The organism is Haladaptatus halobius (assembly GCF_020618475.1).
Classification (GTDB): Archaea; Halobacteriota; Halobacteria; order Halobacteriales; family Haladaptataceae; genus Haladaptatus; species Haladaptatus halobius.
Genome location: NZ_CP085335.1, coordinates 2241720 through 2258997, shown reverse-complemented (window position 1 = coordinate 2258997; position 17278 = coordinate 2241720). Strand labels below are relative to the sequence as shown.

Sequence of the window (17278 nt, the reverse complement as noted above, 5' to 3'; positions counted from 1 at the left end):
CGAATCAGGACGACGCACCGTCGGAGAACGTTCGCGTCGTGTTCACGGGCCGACAGGCCAACTCGAACCTTCGTCGCCGACCAGTACCGACCGCTGTTCAATGCGGCGTTCAACCTCGCCGTCCTCCTGGCGACCGGAATCGGCATCTCCTACGTCGTCCGGAAGCTGGATTAACGTGTTCGAACGGTCATCTCGACCGGGTTTTTCGGATGGACGGTAACCAGCGGAACGAGTTCGAGCGGCGCGTCCGAGACAAGGTCGAACTCGAACCGGCGTCCGAGCATCGCCAGCACGAGTTTCGCCTCGCGCATGGCGAACCCGTCGCCGATGCACTTGCGCGACCCGCCGCCGAACGGGAAGTAGGCGAAGTCGGGGAGTTCGCGGCGAAACTCGTTCGTCCACCGCTCCGGACGGAACTCCCACGGGTCGTCGAAGAAGCGGTCGTCGTGGTGGACGACCCACTGCGGCGTGGCGACGACCGTCTCGGCGGGAACGTGAAAGCCCGCGAGCGTGTCGCTCTCCTCTGCTTGTCGATAGACGACGTAGGCCGGGGGATAGAGGCGCATCGACTCCATCACGACCGCTTCGAGGTAGTCGAGTTCCGCGAGGTCGGCGACCGTCGTGGAACTGTCGAGCGCCGAGTCGAGTTCGTCGTGGAACCGGCGTTCTTTCTCGGGGTGTTTCGAGAGGAAGTACCACGAGTAGGTGAGCGTCAGGGCGGTGGTGTCGTGGCCCGCCAGCAGCATCGTCATCATCTCGTTTCGAACCTGCTCGTCGTCCAGCGCGTCGTCGTCGCGCAGTCGGAGGAGCGTTCCCAGCAGGTCGTCCTCGCTTCCGCGACGTTCGCGCTGTCGCCGGATGTCGCGCAGGATTCGCTCCAGCTTCTCCACCGAGCGTCGGTAGCGTAGATTTCTAGGCGTCGGCACCTCCTCGGGGACGAACCCCTGCGGGCCGGGCCGGAATCGCTCGCCGACGTCGAGCAGGGCTTCGCGGGTGACGCGCTCCATCCCGTCGAGTCGCGCCCCCAGCAGGCTCTCGACGACGATTCGAAGCGTGAGTTCGGACATCTCGCGGTGGATATCGACGTGCTCGCCGTCGCGCCACGAGTCGGCCACCTCCTCAGTGTCGCGGACGATGATCTTGGCGTACTCGTTCAGTTTGTCGCCGTAGAACGACGGTTGCATCGCCCGACGCTGGCGCTGCCATTGTTCTCCGTCGCTCGTCAGAAGGCCGTCGCCAAGCAGTCCCCCCAGTCCCTCGTCGCCGCCCAGACTCGGCTTGCGGTAGTTCACGGCGTTCGTCACGAGGACGCGGCGAATCGCCTCTGGGTCGGTGACCTGATACACCTCCTGTCCGTACACGTCGATTCGCGCCACGTCGCCGTACTCGCGGGCGACGCGCTCCATGAACCCCAGCGGGTCGTCGGCGTACTGGAGGCTCGAACCCAGAAACGGTACTCCCTCCGGCCCCGATGGCACGCGGTTCGCCATGGGTGAGAGTAGACCGCACGAAGTAAGTACCCCTCGCTCGGAGAGTGACCTCGCTTTCATATGTTTTCGGTGATGAAATTTCATTGTCGCACCCTCGACGAACTGCTAAAACGCGTTCCGATGGTACCGAGGCTCTCACGTTCATCCGATCGCTGCGAAAACTCCGCGGCGAACGCTCCGAAGGGGGATGGATCGAAACGGCGCGAGAAAGTTCAGAATACACGACACTTCTAAGGTGGCCACCGACGTATATCCGTTGCGCTGTTGCCACGTTACACGTGGGGAACCAATGAACGATAAATTACGGAACAAACGGATACTGGCGATACTTCTCGTCCTGTTGATGGTGTTAGGTGGTGCGGGAGCGATTCTCTCCGTGACCGATGCGAAAGAGAGCACCGAAGTTCACCGGGACGGTAGACCGACAGTCGGCGTTTCGAACGTACCGCACTGTCACAACGCGACTTCGAAAACGGCGACCGACGTCCACGATGGAGAGACGGCGTTCGGATTGCTACCGGCGAACGGTTTCGTCGAAAACGTCAACGCGTAAAACCGGCGGTCGTGTTGCGAACCCAACGTCGCTTCCTCAGTGAGGACGACTTCGTTGTTCGCCGTTCTCGGCGCTGAAGCGGAGAGCATCCGAGCTACTTATAACATCCGCTAGAAGAAGAGCATCACTTCGGAGGCGTAACGAATCACAAGATTAGGTGGCTGGGGAGTTGTCCTCGGCCCCCGTCGATAGGTGGGCCAACGCGGATTTGAACCGCGGACCTCCCGGTTATCAGCCGAGCGCTCAACCTAACTGAGCTATTGGCCCAATTGAGCGCATTTACCCGTTGCCCGTTGTGAGTTTTAAGGGTTTCCTTTCTCGTCGCTTTCGTCGTCGAAGTCGATGTCGTAGGCGTCCGAATCCATCCTGTAAGTATCGCCGGTTCCGCCGGAGTCGCCGGGGCTGGCGGAACTACCGCCGCCAATATCGCCGGGGTTGGGGAACCCGAACGTGTAGACGTTCCCCGAGGCGAGCCCGCCGGTCTGCTTGTCGACGTAGGGCGTGATGACCCACCGCTTCGCGGCTTTCCGGAATACGGCTCGCGTTACGGGGAAGGCGAGCAGGAATCCGAGCGTGTCGGTTATCAGCCCGGGCGTGAGCAGGAACGCCCCCGCGACGAGCAGGAAGCCGCCGTCGATGATGCGGTCGGTGGGGATGTCGCCGTGCGTGAGGTCGGTTTGGATCTTCCGGAGGGTGTGTCGCCCCTCTGCGCGGACGAGCAACATCCCGAGGAGCGCGGTCAGCACGACGAGCGCGACCGTGAGTTGCCAGCCGATCTGCCCGGCCACGAAGACGAGAAACAACCCGTCGGCCAACGGAACCAACAGCAACAGCACCAGCAGCCGTTTCCACATGTTCGGACGTAGTGGGCCTGACTGTAAAACGCTTTACCTACTAGCGGGTCGACGGGAAACTCGACCTCGAACCTCGTCAGCGCGGTCGGTAACCTACGATCGTGATATCGTACTATCACCTTCGTCCTCCCTGGCGACTTTCCGAAATTCGAAATCCGATTTCGCACCTCGTAATCTTTCGTGGCGCTTATTACGATGTACGAACTTAGGCACGATAACCAATGAGTGAGGAAGCCGAGGACAGGACGATTTTGCTCATCGGAAGCGGTCCCATCCAGATCGGGCAAGCTGCGGAGTTCGACTACTCCGGCGCACAGGCCTGCCGCGCGCTACAGGAGGAGGGGGTGCGAGTCGTCCTCGTCAACTCCAATCCGGCGACCATCATGACCGACCCGGAGATGGCCGACGAGGTGTACATCGAACCCATCACCACCGACGCCATCGCCGAGATAATCCGGAAGGAGCGTCCAGACGGGGTCATCGCCGGACTCGGAGGGCAGACGGGACTGAACGTCACCGCGGAGCTGTCCGAGGAGGGCGTGCTGGAGGAGTACGGCGTCGAAATCATGGGAACGCCCCTCGACACCATCTACGCCACCGAAGATCGCGACCTGTTCCGACAGCGGATGCGCGACCTCGAGCAACCCGTGCCGCGCTCGACGACCATCACCCTCGACGACGGCGAGTCGGTCGCCGAGTTGGACGAAGCCGCCCTCCGCGACCGAGTTGAAGACGCCGTCGAGGCGGTCGGCGGTCTGCCCGTCATCGCCCGCACGACCTACACCCTCGGAGGGTCGGGGTCGGGCGTCGTCCACGAGATGGACGAACTCGTTGCCCGCGTCCGCAAGGGTCTGCGGCTCTCCCGGAACCACGAAGTGCTCGTCACGGAGTCCATCGCGGGATGGGTCGAGTTGGAGTACGAGGTGATGCGCGACGCCGACGACTCGTGTATCATCATCTGCAACATGGAGAACCTCGACCCGATGGGCATCCACACCGGGGAGTCGACCGTCGTCACGCCCTCGCAGGTCATCCCCGACGACGGCCATCAGGAGATGCGCGACGCCGCCCTCGAAGTCATCCGCGATTTAGGTATCCAGGGCGGCTGTAACATCCAGTTCGCGTGGCGCGATGACGGCACCCCCGGCGGCGAGTACCGCGTGGTGGAAGTGAACCCCCGCGTCTCCCGTTCCTCGGCGCTCGCGTCGAAAGCGACCGGCTACCCCATCGCCCGCGTCACGGCCAAGGTCGCGCTCGGCAAGCGCCTTCACGAGATCGAGAACGAGATCACCGGCGAGACGACCGCCGCGTTCGAACCAGCCATCGACTACGTGGTGACGAAGGTGCCGCGCTGGCCCAAGGACAAGTTCTCCGACGTGGAGTTCGAACTCGGCACCGCGATGAAATCGACGGGCGAAGCGATGGCGATAGGCCGAACCTTCGAAGAGAGCCTACTGAAGGCCCTCCGTAGTTCGGAGTACGACCCCGACGTGGAATGGGCCGACGTGAGCGACTTGGAACTCGAGACCGAGTTCCTCGAAACACCGACGCCGGACCGCCCCTACGCCATGTTCGAGGCGTTCGACCGGGGCTACACCGCCGAGCAGGTTGCGGCCATGACGGGCATCGAAGACTGGTACGTCGAGCGCTACGAGCGCATCGCGGACGCGGTCGAGGCCGCCGAAACGGGTGACTTCGCCCCCGCCGCCGAGAAAGGGTTCACGAATCGGGAGGTCGCGGCGATGGCCGGCGCGGAGGTGGGTGCGGTCGAAACCAGCGCGCCGAACCGCGCGTTCAAGCAGGTCGACACCTGCGCGGGCGAGTTCGCTGCCTCGACGCCCTACTACTACTCCGCCCGCACGGCCCGCGAGACGAACTTCTCGGGGCGCGACGAACTCCAAGTGAACCACGACGTAGAGAGCGTCGTCGTGGTCGGCGGCGGCCCCATCCGAATCGGGCAGGGCGTTGAATTCGACTACTGCTCGGTGCACGCGGTGCGCGCCCTGCGCGAACTGGGCATCGAAGCCCACGTCGTGAACAACAACCCCGAGACCGTCTCGACCGACTACGACACTTCCGACGGTCTCTTCTTCGAACCCATCACCGCGGAGGAGGTCGCGGACGTTATCGAGGCGACGAGCGCCGACGGCGTGATGGTGCAGTTCGGCGGTCAGACCTCGGTGGACATCGGCCACCCGCTCGAAGAGGAGATCGAGCGCCGCAGCCTCGACTGCGAGGTTCTCGGGACGACCGTGGACGCGATGGATCTCGCGGAAGACCGCGACCGCTTCAACCGCTTGATGGACGACCTCGGCATCGCGCAGCCGACCGGCGGAAGCGCGACGAGCGAGGAGGAGGCCCTCGAACTCGCGCACGACATCGGCTACCCGGTGCTCGTGCGTCCCTCCTACGTCCTCGGTGGCCGCGCGATGGACATCGTGTACGACGACGACGAACTGAAAGAGTACATCGAGGAGGCCGTGCGCGTCTCGCCGGACAAACCCATCCTCGTGGACGAGTTCCTCGCCGACGCGATCGAGTTGGACGTGGACGCCGTCTCGGACGGCGAGCGCATCGTCATCGGCGGCGTGATGGAACACGTCGAATCGGCGGGCGTCCACTCTGGCGATTCGTCCTGCATGATCCCGCCCAGGTCGCTCTCCGACGAGACGCTGGCGAGGGTGCGCGAGGTGACCGAGGACATCGCCCGCGCCCTCGACACGGTCGGACTGATGAACGTCCAACTGGCGGTGCGTGACGGGGAAAGCGAGGCGCAAAGCGCCTCGGATGCGAGCGGTGAAACCGCGAGCGAAGTGTACGTCCTCGAAGCGAACCCTCGTTCCTCGCGCACGGTTCCGTTCGTCTCGAAGGCGACGGACGTCCCCATCGCCAAACTCGCCGCGCAGGTGATGGCCGGGCACACGTTGGACGAACTCGACGCCCGCGAGCAGATTCCCGAGCAGACGAGTGTCAAGGAGGTCGTGCTCCCCTTCGACCGCCTGCCGGGTTCCGACCCGCGCCTCGGCCCCGAGATGAAATCGACGGGCGAGGTGATGGGAACCGCCGACTCGTTCGGCAAAGCCTACGAGAAGGCGCAGGCCGCCGCCTACAACGACCTTCCGGACGAGGGAATCGCGGTCGTGGAGCTCCCGGTCGACGGGTTCGGCGACTACTACGACCTCGCCGAGTTCGAGGACACCGCCAACGCGATTCGCGCGGGTGAAGTCGACTTCCTCGTCACCGACGACCGCGAGGCGCTGGAGATGGCGGTCGAAGAAGAGGTGCCGTACTTCACGACCGCGGCGAGCGCGAAGGCGGCGGTCGAAGCCCTCGCCGCGCGCGACGAACCGATGTGCGTGCAGTCCGTCGGCGATAGGCCGAAACGCGAGGCGAAGTGGGGATAGCGGGAAATCGGAATGAAGGCCGTCAGGGCTCTATTTTCGGGCGGTTGTACGTGCGTTCTTTCTGCAAGAGACCGTTTCAATAAGAGTGTTGTCGGAAAGTTCTCGGGCGCTCTCAGTACGGTGACTTTTGAAGTAACGACGTAACCGTATCCTCGAAAGCCCCTCGGGCGCTCACGGTGCTCTGCGCCGTGTGTTCAGGAGACGTGCGTCTCCCGGTGCTCGCCCGCCGAGCCGAACTCGCTGCGTTCTCGCTACTTCCCACTCGCTCACGTTCGTTCACTCGCGGAAACGTCGTCTGGGCTGGAGCGTAACGTCCGAGGGCTTTCTGGGACTCTATCACTAAGTTGCCAGAGTTAGCGCGTAAGAAAGCCAGGACACCACCGTCACCATCAGACTAGTGTCCCGACAGCACCCCCAAGAAGAAACGCCGAAAGCGCGTACCACGGTTCGCGCCGGAGCGTTCGCTGTGCCACCGGTACGTCCCCGCGAACGCTGACTCCGAGCGCGATGGCGACGAAGGCGACGCCCAGCGCGACGGAGACGCTCTGAAACCCGTGTCTGCTCGCGTAGCCCGCGAGGACGCCGACGACGGCACCGAGAACTCCGGCGTGAACCTCAGTGTACGTGACGCTGTTTTCGCTCCCGACGACTGATTTGCTCATGTTCGAAGAGTGAGGTGCGGGTTCTTTTTTGTTACGGGTAACAGACCGAAACCTAACTGCTCGCGGGTGTTGGAGCCTCGTACCATCCGGGCTATCGCGCGTCGAGGGTGCGGAAGCGGTCGTCGCGCCGTCGCCGCTCCCAAAACTGGCTACCAGCGTTTTCGTCGCTCCCCCGAACGACCCCGGCCGCGAGAACTTTGCTCGCTCCGAGCGATGTTGCCTCCCATGGCGACCGACATCGACCGACTTCTCGTCGCGGGGGCGAGCGGCGGGACGGGAAAGGAGATACTGGCGCAACTGCGCGACACCGACCTCCGCGTCAGGGCGACGACGCGGTCGCCCGAGAAAGAGCGTGAGCTGTCCTCGCGCGGGGCGGACGAGGTGGTCGTCGTCAACCTCCTTGACCCGGCCGACGCCGCCCGAACGGTCGCCGACTGTGACGCAGTCCTCTGTGCCGTCGGGACGAAACCCGGATTGCGCGTCGTCCTCGGCGGCGACTTCGTGGACGGGACGGGCGTCGAAAACCTCGTCAACGCGGCGGTCGCCGCCGACGTCGAACGGTTCGTCTTCGAGAGCGCCATCGGCGTCGGCGACTCCCGCGAGAAGATGCCAGCACCGTTTCGCGTGCCCATCTGGCGCACCCTCAACGCGAAGAATCACGCCGAGGCGATGCTCCGAACGTCCGGGTTGACGCATACCATCCTCCGTCCTGGGATGCTGACGAACGCGCCCGCGACCGGCGACGTGCTGGTCGGCGAAGGCGGTGCGACCGTCTCGGGCCGAGTCCCGCGCGCCGACGTCGCTCGCCTGATGGTCGCCGCTCCGTTCACGCCCGAGGCGGAAAACCGAACCTTCGAGGTCGTCAGTCGGGACGGTTTGCGCGGAACCGCTCGGGGAGTGGTCGAAATCGATTGGCGGGTTCCGGGCGAGGAAGCGATAGAAATCGAAGAATAAGGTCGCTGCTGGTGGCCGGAATCGAGCGCGACGTCAGTCGGCCGCGACGAGTCGCTTTCGGGGTGCCATCGAAAGCACGTCGTCGAAGAAGCCGAGGGTGTCGTGCGGGCCGGGGTTGGCTTCGGGGTGGTACTGGCGGGTGATGACGTTCAGTTCGTCGCTTTCGAGTCCTTCCGGCGTATCGTCGTTGACGTTGACCTGCGTGACTTCAAGGTCGCCGGGTTCGGCGACGGTGTAGCCGTGATTTTGGGTGGTCATGACGACCTTGCCCGATTCGAGGTCACGAACCGGTTGGTTGACGCCGCGGTGACCGAAGTCCATTTTTTCGGTCGTGCCGCCGAGTGCGCGGGCGACGATCTGCTGGCCGAGACAGATGCCCGCGAGCGGGAGTTCTCCGGCGTAGGTTTCGACGAGTCGCTGGGCCGCTTCGAAGTTCGCAGGGTCGCCCGGTCCGTTTGAAACGAAGAGCACGTCGGGGTCGACGCGGTCTACGTCGTTGGGCGTCGCGTCGTAGGGAAGGACGTGAACCTCCGCCCCGCGCTCGACCAGCGAGTCGATGATGCTCCCTTTCGCGCCGCAGTCGACGAGCGCGACGGTCGGCCCGTCATCTTCGCCGAGGTGGATCTCTCGCTCGCGGACGGTGACCTGCGCGCCGATGTCGCGGTGGTCGCTCATGCCCGGACAGCGTTCCAGTTCGGCGAGTGCGTCTTCCGGCGTCACGTCGTCGCCGACCGCGATACCGCACTTCATCGCGCCCTCCTCTCGAATCCCGCCGACGAGGTCGCGCGTGTCGAGGTGGTCGACCGCGGGAACGCCTTCCGATTCGAGCCACTCGGCGACGTCGTCGGTCAGTTCGCGCGCGACGACGGCGCGCGGGTGGACTCGGTCGCTCTCGAATCGCTCTTCCCTGACGCCGTAGTTTCCGATGAGCGGATACGAGAAGGTGAGCACCTGTTCCTCGTAGGACGGGTCGGTGAGGCTCTCTTCGTATCCGGTGTACGCTGTCGTAAAGACCAGTTCCCCGCATGACGTTCCCGGAGCGCGACCACGTGCTTCGACCACATGGCCACCCTCCAGCGCGACGTAGGCACCCGGCATTACGAGATTCATATGGAACCCGGCACTATAAACCTTGCTTTCGTAGCATTGTTACGAAATTCGCAATCGTCAAGTAGCGGGCGACTGTAGGTGCATATCTCCATGGACGCACTCGACCGACAGATACTGAATCTCCTGCGACGAGACGCCCGCACACCGTACACGGAGATCGCGGACAGAGTCGGCACGTCCGAAGGGACGGTTCGAAACCGGGTCGAACGGATGACCGAGGATGGGGTCATCGAACGGTTCACGGTGGCGACCCACACGGGGAACGTCAAGGCGATGATAGAGATCGGCGTGGACGTGGCCGTCGATACGACGCGGATGTCGGACACGCTCGCGGAGTGGGAACAGGTCGACTTCGTCTGGCAGGTCAGCGGCGAAGACGACATCGTCCTCGTCGTGGACGCCGCCGACACGCAGGGCGTCAATCAACTCATCACTCGTGCGCGGGAGTTAGAGGAAGTCGTGAGCACGAAGACTCGACTGATTTTGGACGAACGACTCGGCTAATCCTCGGGTTGCGGCGGTTCCCCGACGCCCGGCGACTCTTCTTCCGGACGGTGCAGTTGCTCCTTTCCCTCGTGGATGCGCCGGTAGAGTCGGCGGACGCTCTGGTCGAACGTCCCGCGCCGAACCCGCGGTTCGACCCGTCCCTCCCGAATCGCGGCGACGACGCTCTCGGGCGTGAGCACGTTCGCGTCCACTCGCGTGAACGCGCGACCGACTTCGACCGGGTAGTGGGCGTCGCTCCCTCCGACCATCGGCAGGTCGTGTCGCTCCGCGAGCGCCTGCACCCACGACTCGGTTCGGGGGTGCTTGCCGTTCACCTCGATGGCGTCGAAGTTCGCGTCCACTTCGCGCACCGTGCTGTTGCGGTAGGGGTGGGCGATGATGGCCGCACAGCCGCGGTCGTGCGCGAGTTTAACCGTCTCCTCAGGCGTGAGCGTCGCCGGTTCGGTTCGGGTCGGCGGGTTCGGGCCGACGACGAGGACGTGGCCCTTCGTCGTGGAGATCTCGATGCCCGGAATCGTTCGAACCGTACCGGCGGAGAGCGACCGATAGTAGTCGTGGTTCGTCAGCGCGATTCCGTCCAGTTCCCGATAGCGAGCGCCCAGCCCGAGGAGGCGGACGCCGACCGGGTCATACACTTCCGCGGCGCGTTCGTGGCCGTGGAAGAATCGCGTGTGCGTGTGCAGATCCAGTGTGAACACGTCCGTAGATACGAGGCCGACAGAACTTTGGTTTTTCCGCCGGGAAAACACCCTATGGATGCCGACGAGGCCGGTATCGCCGGCGACCTCGCGGCGAGCGACGACATCGAGTACGACCGCGTCGTCGTCATGAACCCGACCAGCGGGGACGGGAGTCACCGTGAGCAGGTTCGGAATCTCGCCATCGAACACGATTTTACGGTGCTCGAATCGCGCGAGGAGGGTCACGTCATCGACCTCGCTCGGCACGCCGCCGAGAGCGACGTGTCGATGGTGGCCGCGGCGGGCGGCGACGGGACGATAAACGAGGTCGTCCGGGGTCTCGTCGCGGCGGACGCACTGGACGCCGTGACGTTCGGCGTGATTCCGACTGGGACGGGGAACAACTTCGCCGGAAACGTCGGCGTGACGAGCGTCGAACAGGCATTCGAGGTGCTCGAAAACGGCGAGCGCAGGCGGATCGACCTCGGTACGACGGACGGGCGAGTGTTCGTCAACTCCTGCGTCGGCGGGTTGACCGCGGACGCGAGCGGCGAAACCGACTCCGAGCAGAAAAAGCGCCTCGGCATGCTCGCCTACGTCGTGAACACGCTCCGCCTGATGACGGATTTCGAGGGCGTTCCGCTCTCCGTAAAAGCCTCGACAGAAGGCGAGGTGTCGTGGTCCGGCGAGGCCGTGTTCGTGCTCGTCGGTAATGGGCGTCAGTTTCCGGTGAACGGTCGCACGCAGGCGAACATGGAGGACGGCCTGCTCGACGTGACCATCATCGAACAGATGCCTACCACGAACCTCGTCGGCGAGGCCGCAGTCCAGCGGTTGTTCGGTCAAGAGACCGAACACGTGACGCGACTGCAGACCCCGACGCTCGACATCGACGTCGAGCGCGACGACCCCATGCAGTTCAGCCTCGACGGCGAGATGGGCGAGTGGATGGAGCTGAGCCTCGGCGTGATACCGCGCGCGCTGGAACTCTGCGCCGGGCCGGAGTATGAACCACGTCCCGACGAGTAGACGAACCGGGCGGGGATGCCTGCTTCGTGAGCGTTGACACCCTAATCGTCGGATTCGCCGACCGCGAGCGATTCGTCGGTGGGGTCGTCGGGCGTCACCTCGTCGAGTTCGGGCGGCATCCCGAGGCGATAGTTCTCGCCGTGCTCGCGGAGTTTGGTTCGACCGCGGCGAATCGCCACGTTGTCATTCAAGTGCAGGCGGACGGCTTCGAGCAGCGCGCTCGCTTCGAGTGGTTGGCCGCGCTCGCGCAACTCCTCGACGCTCGCGTCGTCGGGGACGTTGAAGACGCGTTGGGTGAGGATCGGCCCTTGGTCGAGGTCGGTCGTCACATAGTGGGCGGTGACGCCCGCGACGCGGACGCCCGCCTCCTTCGCCTGTCGGTAGGCTTTCGCACCGGGAAACGCCGGAAGGAGGCTCGGATGGACGTTGACGATGCGCCCCTCGTAGCGGAAGACGACCTTCGGACTGAGGATGCGCATGAATCGAGCGAGGACGACGAGGTCGACGTCGTAGTCGTCCAGCAGTTCGAGCAGGCGGTCTTCGTCGTGGACGCCTTTCTCGTCGCCCACGTCGTGGAAGGGGATGCCGTGGCGCTCCGCGACCGGTCGGAGGTCGTCGTGGTTGCCGATGACGACGCCGATCTCGGCTCCGAGGTCGCCGCGCGCGTCGAGGAGCTGGCGGAGACAGTGCGACTCCTTCGTGACGAGGACGGCCAGCTGTCGGGTGTCGCGCTCCGCCGGAAACCGGACTTGCACGTCGAGGTCGAGGTCGTCGCCGAGGGCGGTGAGGTCGCGCCGAAGGCGGTGTTCGCTCACCGCCATCTCGCTCGTGTCGACGTGCATCGTCATCCGGAAGATTCTGTCTCGAACCGCTTGGTCGACGTCCTCGATGTTGACGTCGCGTTCGAAGAGGAGGGTCGTGACGCGAGCGACGAGTCCGGTGTCGTCGTCGCCGACGACGGTTATCTCGGTCAGTTCGTGTGGATTCATCGTCTCACCTGTCGCGTTCGGGGAACCAGCATCGGAAATCTGCGTGCGACCCGGAAGAACAAAAGCGTTTGCTCCGGCGCAATTCTTCCATCGCTGCCTGCGGCGTTCAAGCGGTGCCTAAACGAAATCCGGTGTCGCATACGTCGCTTTTACCGTTCTCACGCCGAGCCTGTCCCGCCGACCCTGTGACGTGACGCGACGTGACGGTAGTGAGATGCGGCGGAGACGCGCCGCCAGGACCACACGAACGTGTATAACGCCATCATTCCAAAAGAGCTTTTGAGCACGGACGCGCAGGAACAGGTGATGACTGCCTACACCGCGACGGTGACGGTTCGGCTGAAGCAGGGCGTCCTCGACCCCGAAGCCGAGACGACGCGACGGGCGCTGGAACGACTCGGCTTCGAACTGGAATCGCTCCGTTCGGCGGACGAGTTCGAGATCGACCTCGACGCCGACTCTCCGGCGAACGCCGAAGACCGCGCCGGAGAGATGGCGGAGCGCCTGCTCGCCAATCCGACGATTCACGATTACACGGTGGCTATCGAGGAACGATGACGGTCGCTATCGTTCAGTTCGGCGGGAGCAACTGCGACCGCGACGCGGAGCGCGCCCTCTCGCACCTGGGCATCGACGCCGAACTCGTCTGGCACGAAGACGGCCTGCCGGCGGACGCCACGGGTGTGATGCTCCCCGGCGGATTCTCTTACGGCGACTACCTCCGAGCGGGGGCCATCGCCGCCAACTCCCCGGTCGTGGACGAGGTGCGCGAGGCCGCCGAGTCCGGCATTCCAGTCCTCGGCGTCTGCAACGGCGCGCAGATCGGCTGCGAATCGGGCCTGATTCCCGGCGCGTTCACGACCAACCGGAGCGCGCGGTTCCAATGCGAAGGCGTCCATCTGCGCGTCGAGAATGCCGACACGCCGTGGACCGCCGCCTACGACAAGGGCGAGGTCATCGAGGTTCCCATCGCCCACGGCGAAGGTCGATTCGAGATATCGGACGGGGACTACGACGAACTCGACTCCGCGGAGCGCGTCCTGTTCCGCTACTGCGACGCGGCGGGGAACGTCACCGAGGACGCGAACCCGAATGGGTCGAAAGGAAACGTCGCCGGCATCCTCGGCGAGTCGGACACCGTCGCGGTCATGATGCCCCACCCCGAGCGCGCGACCCTACCGGACGTCGGCGGCACCGATGGCGACGGCGTTCTGTGCGGGTTCGCCTGAATCCTTTTTTCACCGACCGGACGAGAAGACGGCGCGGAGTCGAGGGAGTTCGTGCGAGATGGCGCGTCGCTTCAGCAGACAGAACCCCACGAAGATGACGAGGAAACCGCCGACGGTGAGCGGCGTCACGGGTTCTTCGAGGAAGTACCAGCCGGAGATCGCGGCGAAGATGGGGGCGACGTAGGAGACGAGGTTGATCTCTATCGGACCCAGTCGCTCCAACAGGTCGAAGTAGACGAGGAAACCGAGCGCGCTGGCGACGAGTGAGAGGTAGGCGAGCGCCGCGAGTGCTTCGGGCGTCCATTGGATGGCGGCGAACGATTCGCTAGGGCGGGCGATACTGATGATGTGCATCATGAGCGCGCCGAGCAGCATCGACCACGCCTCCATCGTCTCGATGGGGAGTTCGGCGTCGATTCGTCGGGTGAGCACGCTCCCAAGGGCGAACGAGAGCGCGGCGGCAAGCACGAGCAGTTTCCCGACGAAGTCCGCGGCAAACAGGTTGTTCGGGTCGGGTTGGCTCAACACCGCGACGCCCACGAGTCCGAGAAGTAGCCCCGCGATTCCGGCGGGTTCGAGGCGTTCGCTGGGGAGTAGAACGCGCGCGAATCCGGTGGTGAGAACCGGGCTGAAACTCACGATGATGGCAGCGACGGCGCTCGTCGTTTCCTTCTCGCCGACGAAGAGAAAGGCGTGGTAGCCGGCGATCATCAATGCGCTTCCGACGAGGACGAGTTGCCACTCGCCGCCGGTTCGCGGTCGCCAGCGGTCGGTGACGTAGACCGCGTAGACAAGCATCAGCACGCCCGCCACGTCGTACCGGATGGCCGCGAACAACACGGGTGGGAAGTACTGGAGACCGGCCTTGATGGCCATGAACGCGGAACCCCACGCCGCGGCGAGTAGAACGAACAGAAGTGCGTTTCGAGAGCCCGTCACTGTGTGAAATCCACGTCGGGCAAGGGAGTACCTTTCGAAATCCCCCCTCGAATGCCGGATTCAGAGATACTCCTTCGGAACGCCAGAGCGAGCGTAGTAGTAATTCCCTCCCGAGTTCTCGTTCGGTGGGACGTACTGCCGGGAGCCACCACTCCGAATTTCGTAGTGAACATGCGACCCGGTCGAGTTGCCCGTACTACCCATGTCGCCGATGTGTTGATCCCAGTAGACGCTCTCGCCTTCCGAGAGGAACACGTCGTACAGGTGACCGTACAGCGTCTGAAGGCCGCTTCCGTGGTCGATGATGATATAGTTTCTGTACCCGTCACCGTCCCAGCCGACGGTGTTCACGGTGCCGCCACGGGTTGCGAGGATATTGGTTCCCCTGTCGTTGGCGATATCGACCGCACTGTGATAGCCGAAGCTCCGACTGTCGTAGAAGGTCGCGGTGACGGTGCCCGTCGCGGGGTACGAGAAGTCGGCGTGAACGAGCCAGTCGTCCGCAGACCAGCCGACGACCGCGCCGCTGGTGTCGTCCTCGTTGTACCGAACTTTCCACCACGTGTAGCCGTCGGCGTTCTGCGGCCCGCCCACGACGTAGCCGCCCGTGTATTGATCCGCGACTGCTTTTCGCGAGTAGCCGGTTCCCGGGCCGGTTCGGACGCTGAGGTCGCTCGTCGTGTAGACGGAGCTGTAGGTGTTGACTCTGGCCGTGCTCGCGGTTCCGGAGAAGGCACTGACACCGGCTGCGGCGCTCGCTGCGACGGTCATGAACGTTCGTCGTCCGAGCGTTTCGTGTGAACGCACCGAATCGATATCGTACCCTATCATACTAGGATTAATTATCGACGCTATTTTTTTACATGTGTGGGAGAAAATACGATTAGAGAGATAGATTTACGGATGTTATAATTATCGGATAAATTATATTTATCGAGAGGGTTGGGAGGGACGAACCTCCGTCGAAAAACGGTGGTTCATGGGTGAAATCGGGCTGGCATCCCGCAATCACTGCTTTCGAGAACGATCGCTCGACGTTGCTTCGACGTTATCTCCGCGAGCGTCGCTCGTCACGAACCGCTCGAAGAACGTCCTGTCGCGCGATGATACCGACGAGCGCGCCGCCTTCGAGCACCGGGAGACGGTTGATGTCGTTTTCGGCGTCGGCCAGCAGGTCGAGGATTCGGTCGAGGTCGTCGTTCGGCCCGACCGTCACCACGTCCTCGGTCATGATCTCGCTCACCGGTTTTCTCGCGCTCTTAGCGAGGTCGATACCGGCGTCGAGTTCGTCCCACGAGAGGTCGATGGCGTATTCGAGGCTTTCGAGGAACGGCGGGAACCCGACCGGAATCCACAGCGTCCTGTCGCTCGGCTGGAATATGTGGACGAGGTCGTGTTGGGTGACGATACCGACGAGTCGTCCGTTCTCGACGACGGGGTATCCGTTGAACTTTTCGCGCGCGAGGCGGGTCAGCACTTCGCCGATTTCGTCGTCCGGCGAGACGGTCTCCACGTCGGTCGTCATCAGATCGCGGGCCGTAATTGTCATACGTGAGAGGAGGGAGGGGTACAGTGTAAGCCTTGTTGCGAGAGTTGCGAACTCGCAACCCTCGCAACCCCCGGCTCGTCGCGGTTCAGAGACACGAACCATCGTACGACCGCTCTTTCCCTCGACGCGTTTCCCGGTCGAAGCGAAGGTTTTTGCCCGTGCTTTCGATACCTTTCCCATGGTCACAGTGCGGGCGCCCGCCACGAGCGCCAACCTCGGGAGCGGGTTCGACGTGTTCGGATTGGCGCTGGAGCATCCCGAAGACGTCGTGCGGGTCGAACGCGCGTCCGAGACGACGATAGAGGTCACGGGGGTCGGACGCCAGTACGTTCCGGAAGACCCGGCGAAGAACACCGCGGGCGTCGTCGCCGAGGCGCTCGACGCGCCCGCTCACATCCGCATCGACAAAGGCGTCCGCCCGTCCTCCGGACTCGGGTCGTCCGCCGCCAGCGCCGCCGCCGCCGCGGTCGCGCTGAACGAACTCCACGACTGCGGACTCACGCCCCGCGAACTCGTCCGGGTCGCCGCCGAGGGCGAGGCCGCCGTCTCGGGCGAGGCCCACGCGGACAACGTCGCGCCGGCCATCCTCGGGGGGTTCACCGTCGTCACGGAAGACGACATCACGCAGGTGGACGCCGCGATTCCGGTCGTCGCCTGCCTGCCAGAACTCGTCATCTCGACCCGCGACGCGCGGCAGGTCGTCCCACACTCCGTCGATATCGGGGAACTCGTCGAAACCGTCGGCGACGCCGCGACGCTCACGGCGGGGATGTTCCGCAACGACCCCGAACTCGTCGGTCGGGGTCTTCGGGATAGTTCGGCCACGAGTTCGCGGGCGGCGCTCATCGACGGCTTCGACTCCGTCCGTCGGGCCGCCCTCGACGCGGGTGCGACCGGCGTCGCCGTGAGCGGGGCCGGGCCGAGCATCCTCGCCATCTGCCACGACGCGACGCGAGGGTCGGTCGCGAGCGCGATGCTCGACGCTTTTCTCGACGAAGGCGTGGACGCGCGAGCCTACCAGACCGCTATTGGCGGCGGGGCGACGGTGGTACGGTGAGAGAGATGCACAACTATCACGCTTCTACGTTCCGAATCAGGACGCATGGCTGACCCGAAACGCTGTTCGGACTGTGGCGTCACGCTCGAAACGGTCAAATTCGGCATGAACGACGCGTGGAGTCCGCACGTGAAGACGAGCGAGCGCCGAGAGGGACTCCTCGGGTCGCTCGGGATGAGCGAAAAGAGGGAAGTTCAGGCCCGCATGTGTCCCGAGTGCGGACGCTTATCGTTCTACGCGGAACTGGACGAGTAGTGTCTCGACGCTCGATC

19 protein-coding genes and 1 tRNA gene are annotated in these 17278 nt (G+C 64.2%); 10 read left to right on the top strand and 10 right to left on the bottom strand.

Annotation, left to right across the window (positions count from 1 at the left end; genetic code table 11):
- Positions 1-3: 3 nt before the first annotated feature.
- Complete coding sequence (locus LIW51_RS40425) at positions 4-174, top strand: DUF8060 family membrane protein (RefSeq protein WP_497007393.1); 171 nt, start codon at positions 4-6, stop codon at positions 172-174.
- On the opposite strand, the gene LIW51_RS13230 is transcribed toward LIW51_RS40425, so the two are convergent.
- Entirely contained in the window at positions 171-1490 is a 1320-nt protein-coding gene (locus LIW51_RS13230; RefSeq protein ID WP_227374582.1) for a cytochrome P450, read from the bottom strand. The genes LIW51_RS40425 and LIW51_RS13230 overlap by 4 nt on opposite strands.
- 289 nt (positions 1491-1779) lie before the next feature.
- Here LIW51_RS13230 and LIW51_RS13225 point away from each other — a divergent pair, with 289 nt between their 5' ends.
- Positions 1780-2043 carry a hypothetical protein gene (locus LIW51_RS13225; protein WP_227374581.1) on the top strand — a complete coding sequence of 88 codons (264 nt, stop codon included), beginning with the start codon at positions 1780-1782 and terminating at the stop codon, positions 2041-2043.
- A 193-nt stretch (positions 2044-2236) separates the two neighbouring features.
- Here LIW51_RS13225 and LIW51_RS13220 read toward each other — a convergent pair.
- Positions 2237-2310 (bottom strand) — tRNA-Ile (locus LIW51_RS13220).
- A gap of 35 nt (positions 2311-2345) precedes the next feature.
- The gene (locus tag LIW51_RS13215; protein ID WP_227374580.1) at positions 2346-2897 is read right to left on the bottom strand and encodes an FxsA family protein; all 552 of its coding nucleotides are present in this window, start codon (positions 2895-2897) and stop codon (positions 2346-2348) included.
- Positions 2898-3118: 221 nt separating this feature from the next.
- On the opposite strand from LIW51_RS13215, the gene carB reads away from it, so the two are divergent.
- On the top strand, positions 3119-6301 hold the full coding sequence (carB, locus tag LIW51_RS13210) for a carbamoyl-phosphate synthase large subunit (RefSeq protein WP_227374579.1): 3183 nt from the start codon (positions 3119-3121) through the stop codon (positions 6299-6301).
- Between the two features lie 389 nt (positions 6302-6690).
- Here the strand turns inward: carB and LIW51_RS13205 are convergent, their stop codons facing one another.
- Positions 6691-6963: a hypothetical protein gene (locus LIW51_RS13205; RefSeq protein WP_227374578.1), complete on the bottom strand. Its 273-nt coding sequence runs from the start codon at positions 6961-6963 to the stop codon at positions 6691-6693.
- Positions 6964-7188: 225 nt separating this feature from the next.
- On the opposite strand from LIW51_RS13205, the gene LIW51_RS13200 reads away from it, so the two are divergent.
- Entirely contained in the window at positions 7189-7917 is a 729-nt protein-coding gene (locus tag LIW51_RS13200; protein WP_227374577.1) for an SDR family oxidoreductase, read from the top strand.
- A gap of 33 nt (positions 7918-7950) precedes the next feature.
- On the opposite strand, the gene carA is transcribed toward LIW51_RS13200, so the two are convergent.
- The gene (gene carA / locus LIW51_RS13195; protein ID WP_227374576.1) at positions 7951-9015 is read right to left on the bottom strand and encodes a glutamine-hydrolyzing carbamoyl-phosphate synthase small subunit; all 1065 of its coding nucleotides are present in this window, start codon (positions 9013-9015) and stop codon (positions 7951-7953) included.
- A gap of 102 nt (positions 9016-9117) precedes the next feature.
- On the opposite strand from carA, the gene LIW51_RS13190 reads away from it, so the two are divergent.
- Entirely contained in the window at positions 9118-9531 is a 414-nt protein-coding gene (locus LIW51_RS13190; protein ID WP_227374575.1) for an Lrp/AsnC family transcriptional regulator, read from the top strand.
- Here the strand turns inward: LIW51_RS13190 and LIW51_RS13185 are convergent.
- The gene (locus LIW51_RS13185; RefSeq protein WP_227374574.1) at positions 9528-10232 is read right to left on the bottom strand and encodes a PHP-associated domain-containing protein; all 705 of its coding nucleotides are present in this window, start codon (positions 10230-10232) and stop codon (positions 9528-9530) included. The genes LIW51_RS13190 and LIW51_RS13185 overlap by 4 nt on opposite strands.
- Before the next feature lie 54 nt (positions 10233-10286).
- On the opposite strand from LIW51_RS13185, the gene LIW51_RS13180 reads away from it, so the two are divergent.
- Entirely contained in the window at positions 10287-11243 is a 957-nt protein-coding gene (locus LIW51_RS13180) for a diacylglycerol/lipid kinase family protein (RefSeq protein WP_227374573.1), read from the top strand.
- A gap of 41 nt (positions 11244-11284) precedes the next feature.
- Here the strand turns inward: LIW51_RS13180 and LIW51_RS13175 are convergent, their stop codons facing one another.
- Entirely contained in the window at positions 11285-12232 is a 948-nt protein-coding gene (locus LIW51_RS13175; protein ID WP_227374572.1) for a formyltetrahydrofolate deformylase, read from the bottom strand.
- 306 nt (positions 12233-12538) lie between these two features.
- Between LIW51_RS13175 and purS the strand changes: the two genes are divergently transcribed.
- On the top strand, positions 12539-12790 hold the full coding sequence (gene purS, locus LIW51_RS13170) for a phosphoribosylformylglycinamidine synthase subunit PurS (RefSeq protein WP_227376808.1): 252 nt from the start codon (positions 12539-12541) through the stop codon (positions 12788-12790).
- A complete protein-coding gene (purQ, locus tag LIW51_RS13165) occupies positions 12787-13461 on the top strand; it encodes a phosphoribosylformylglycinamidine synthase I (protein WP_227374571.1) in 675 nt (224 codons plus the stop codon). The genes purS and purQ overlap by 4 nt, the downstream gene beginning before the upstream one ends.
- Positions 13462-13470: 9 nt before the next feature.
- On the opposite strand, the gene LIW51_RS13160 is transcribed toward purQ, so the two are convergent.
- From LIW51_RS13160 to LIW51_RS13150, 3 genes are all read right to left on the bottom strand, one after another.
- The gene (locus LIW51_RS13160; RefSeq protein WP_227374570.1) at positions 13471-14400 is read right to left on the bottom strand and encodes a DMT family transporter; all 930 of its coding nucleotides are present in this window, start codon (positions 14398-14400) and stop codon (positions 13471-13473) included.
- A 60-nt stretch (positions 14401-14460) separates the two neighbouring features.
- Positions 14461-15207, bottom strand: coding sequence for a M23 family metallopeptidase (locus LIW51_RS13155; protein WP_303659911.1), 747 nt, complete (start codon positions 15205-15207; stop codon positions 14461-14463).
- 241 nt (positions 15208-15448) lie between these two features.
- Complete coding sequence (locus LIW51_RS13150; RefSeq protein ID WP_227374569.1) at positions 15449-15949, bottom strand: CBS domain-containing protein; 501 nt, start codon at positions 15947-15949, stop codon at positions 15449-15451.
- A 178-nt stretch (positions 15950-16127) separates the two neighbouring features.
- Here LIW51_RS13150 and LIW51_RS13145 point away from each other — a divergent pair, with 178 nt between their 5' ends.
- Positions 16128-17006 (top strand): homoserine kinase, encoded by an 879-nt coding sequence (locus LIW51_RS13145; protein WP_227374568.1) that lies wholly within the window; start codon positions 16128-16130, stop codon positions 17004-17006.
- A gap of 45 nt (positions 17007-17051) precedes the next feature.
- Positions 17052-17261 (top strand): hypothetical protein, encoded by a 210-nt coding sequence (locus LIW51_RS13140; RefSeq protein ID WP_227374567.1) that lies wholly within the window; start codon positions 17052-17054, stop codon positions 17259-17261.
- Positions 17262-17278: the final 17 nt, after the last annotated feature.

Coding starts and splice junctions, on each gene's coding strand:
- LIW51_RS13230 (WP_227374582.1), bottom strand. CDS start 1,490: ATGGCGAACCGCGTGCCATCGGGGCCGGAGGGAGTACCGTTTCTGGGT.
- LIW51_RS13225 (WP_227374581.1), top strand. CDS start 1,780: ATGAACGATAAATTACGGAACAAACGGATACTGGCGATACTTCTCGTC.
- LIW51_RS13215 (WP_227374580.1), bottom strand. CDS start 2,897: ATGTGGAAACGGCTGCTGGTGCTGTTGCTGTTGGTTCCGTTGGCCGAC.
- carB (WP_227374579.1), top strand. CDS start 3,119: ATGAGTGAGGAAGCCGAGGACAGGACGATTTTGCTCATCGGAAGCGGT.
- LIW51_RS13205 (WP_227374578.1), bottom strand. CDS start 6,963: ATGAGCAAATCAGTCGTCGGGAGCGAAAACAGCGTCACGTACACTGAG.
- LIW51_RS13200 (WP_227374577.1), top strand. CDS start 7,189: ATGGCGACCGACATCGACCGACTTCTCGTCGCGGGGGCGAGCGGCGGG.
- carA (WP_227374576.1), bottom strand. CDS start 9,015: ATGCCGGGTGCCTACGTCGCGCTGGAGGGTGGCCATGTGGTCGAAGCA.
- LIW51_RS13190 (WP_227374575.1), top strand. CDS start 9,118: ATGGACGCACTCGACCGACAGATACTGAATCTCCTGCGACGAGACGCC.
- LIW51_RS13180 (WP_227374573.1), top strand. CDS start 10,287: ATGGATGCCGACGAGGCCGGTATCGCCGGCGACCTCGCGGCGAGCGAC.
- LIW51_RS13175 (WP_227374572.1), bottom strand. CDS start 12,232: ATGAATCCACACGAACTGACCGAGATAACCGTCGTCGGCGACGACGAC.
- purS (WP_227376808.1), top strand. CDS start 12,539: ATGACTGCCTACACCGCGACGGTGACGGTTCGGCTGAAGCAGGGCGTC.
- purQ (WP_227374571.1), top strand. CDS start 12,787: ATGACGGTCGCTATCGTTCAGTTCGGCGGGAGCAACTGCGACCGCGAC.
- LIW51_RS13150 (WP_227374569.1), bottom strand. CDS start 15,949: ATGACAATTACGGCCCGCGATCTGATGACGACCGACGTGGAGACCGTC.
- LIW51_RS13145 (WP_227374568.1), top strand. CDS start 16,128: ATGGTCACAGTGCGGGCGCCCGCCACGAGCGCCAACCTCGGGAGCGGG.
- LIW51_RS13140 (WP_227374567.1), top strand. CDS start 17,052: ATGGCTGACCCGAAACGCTGTTCGGACTGTGGCGTCACGCTCGAAACG.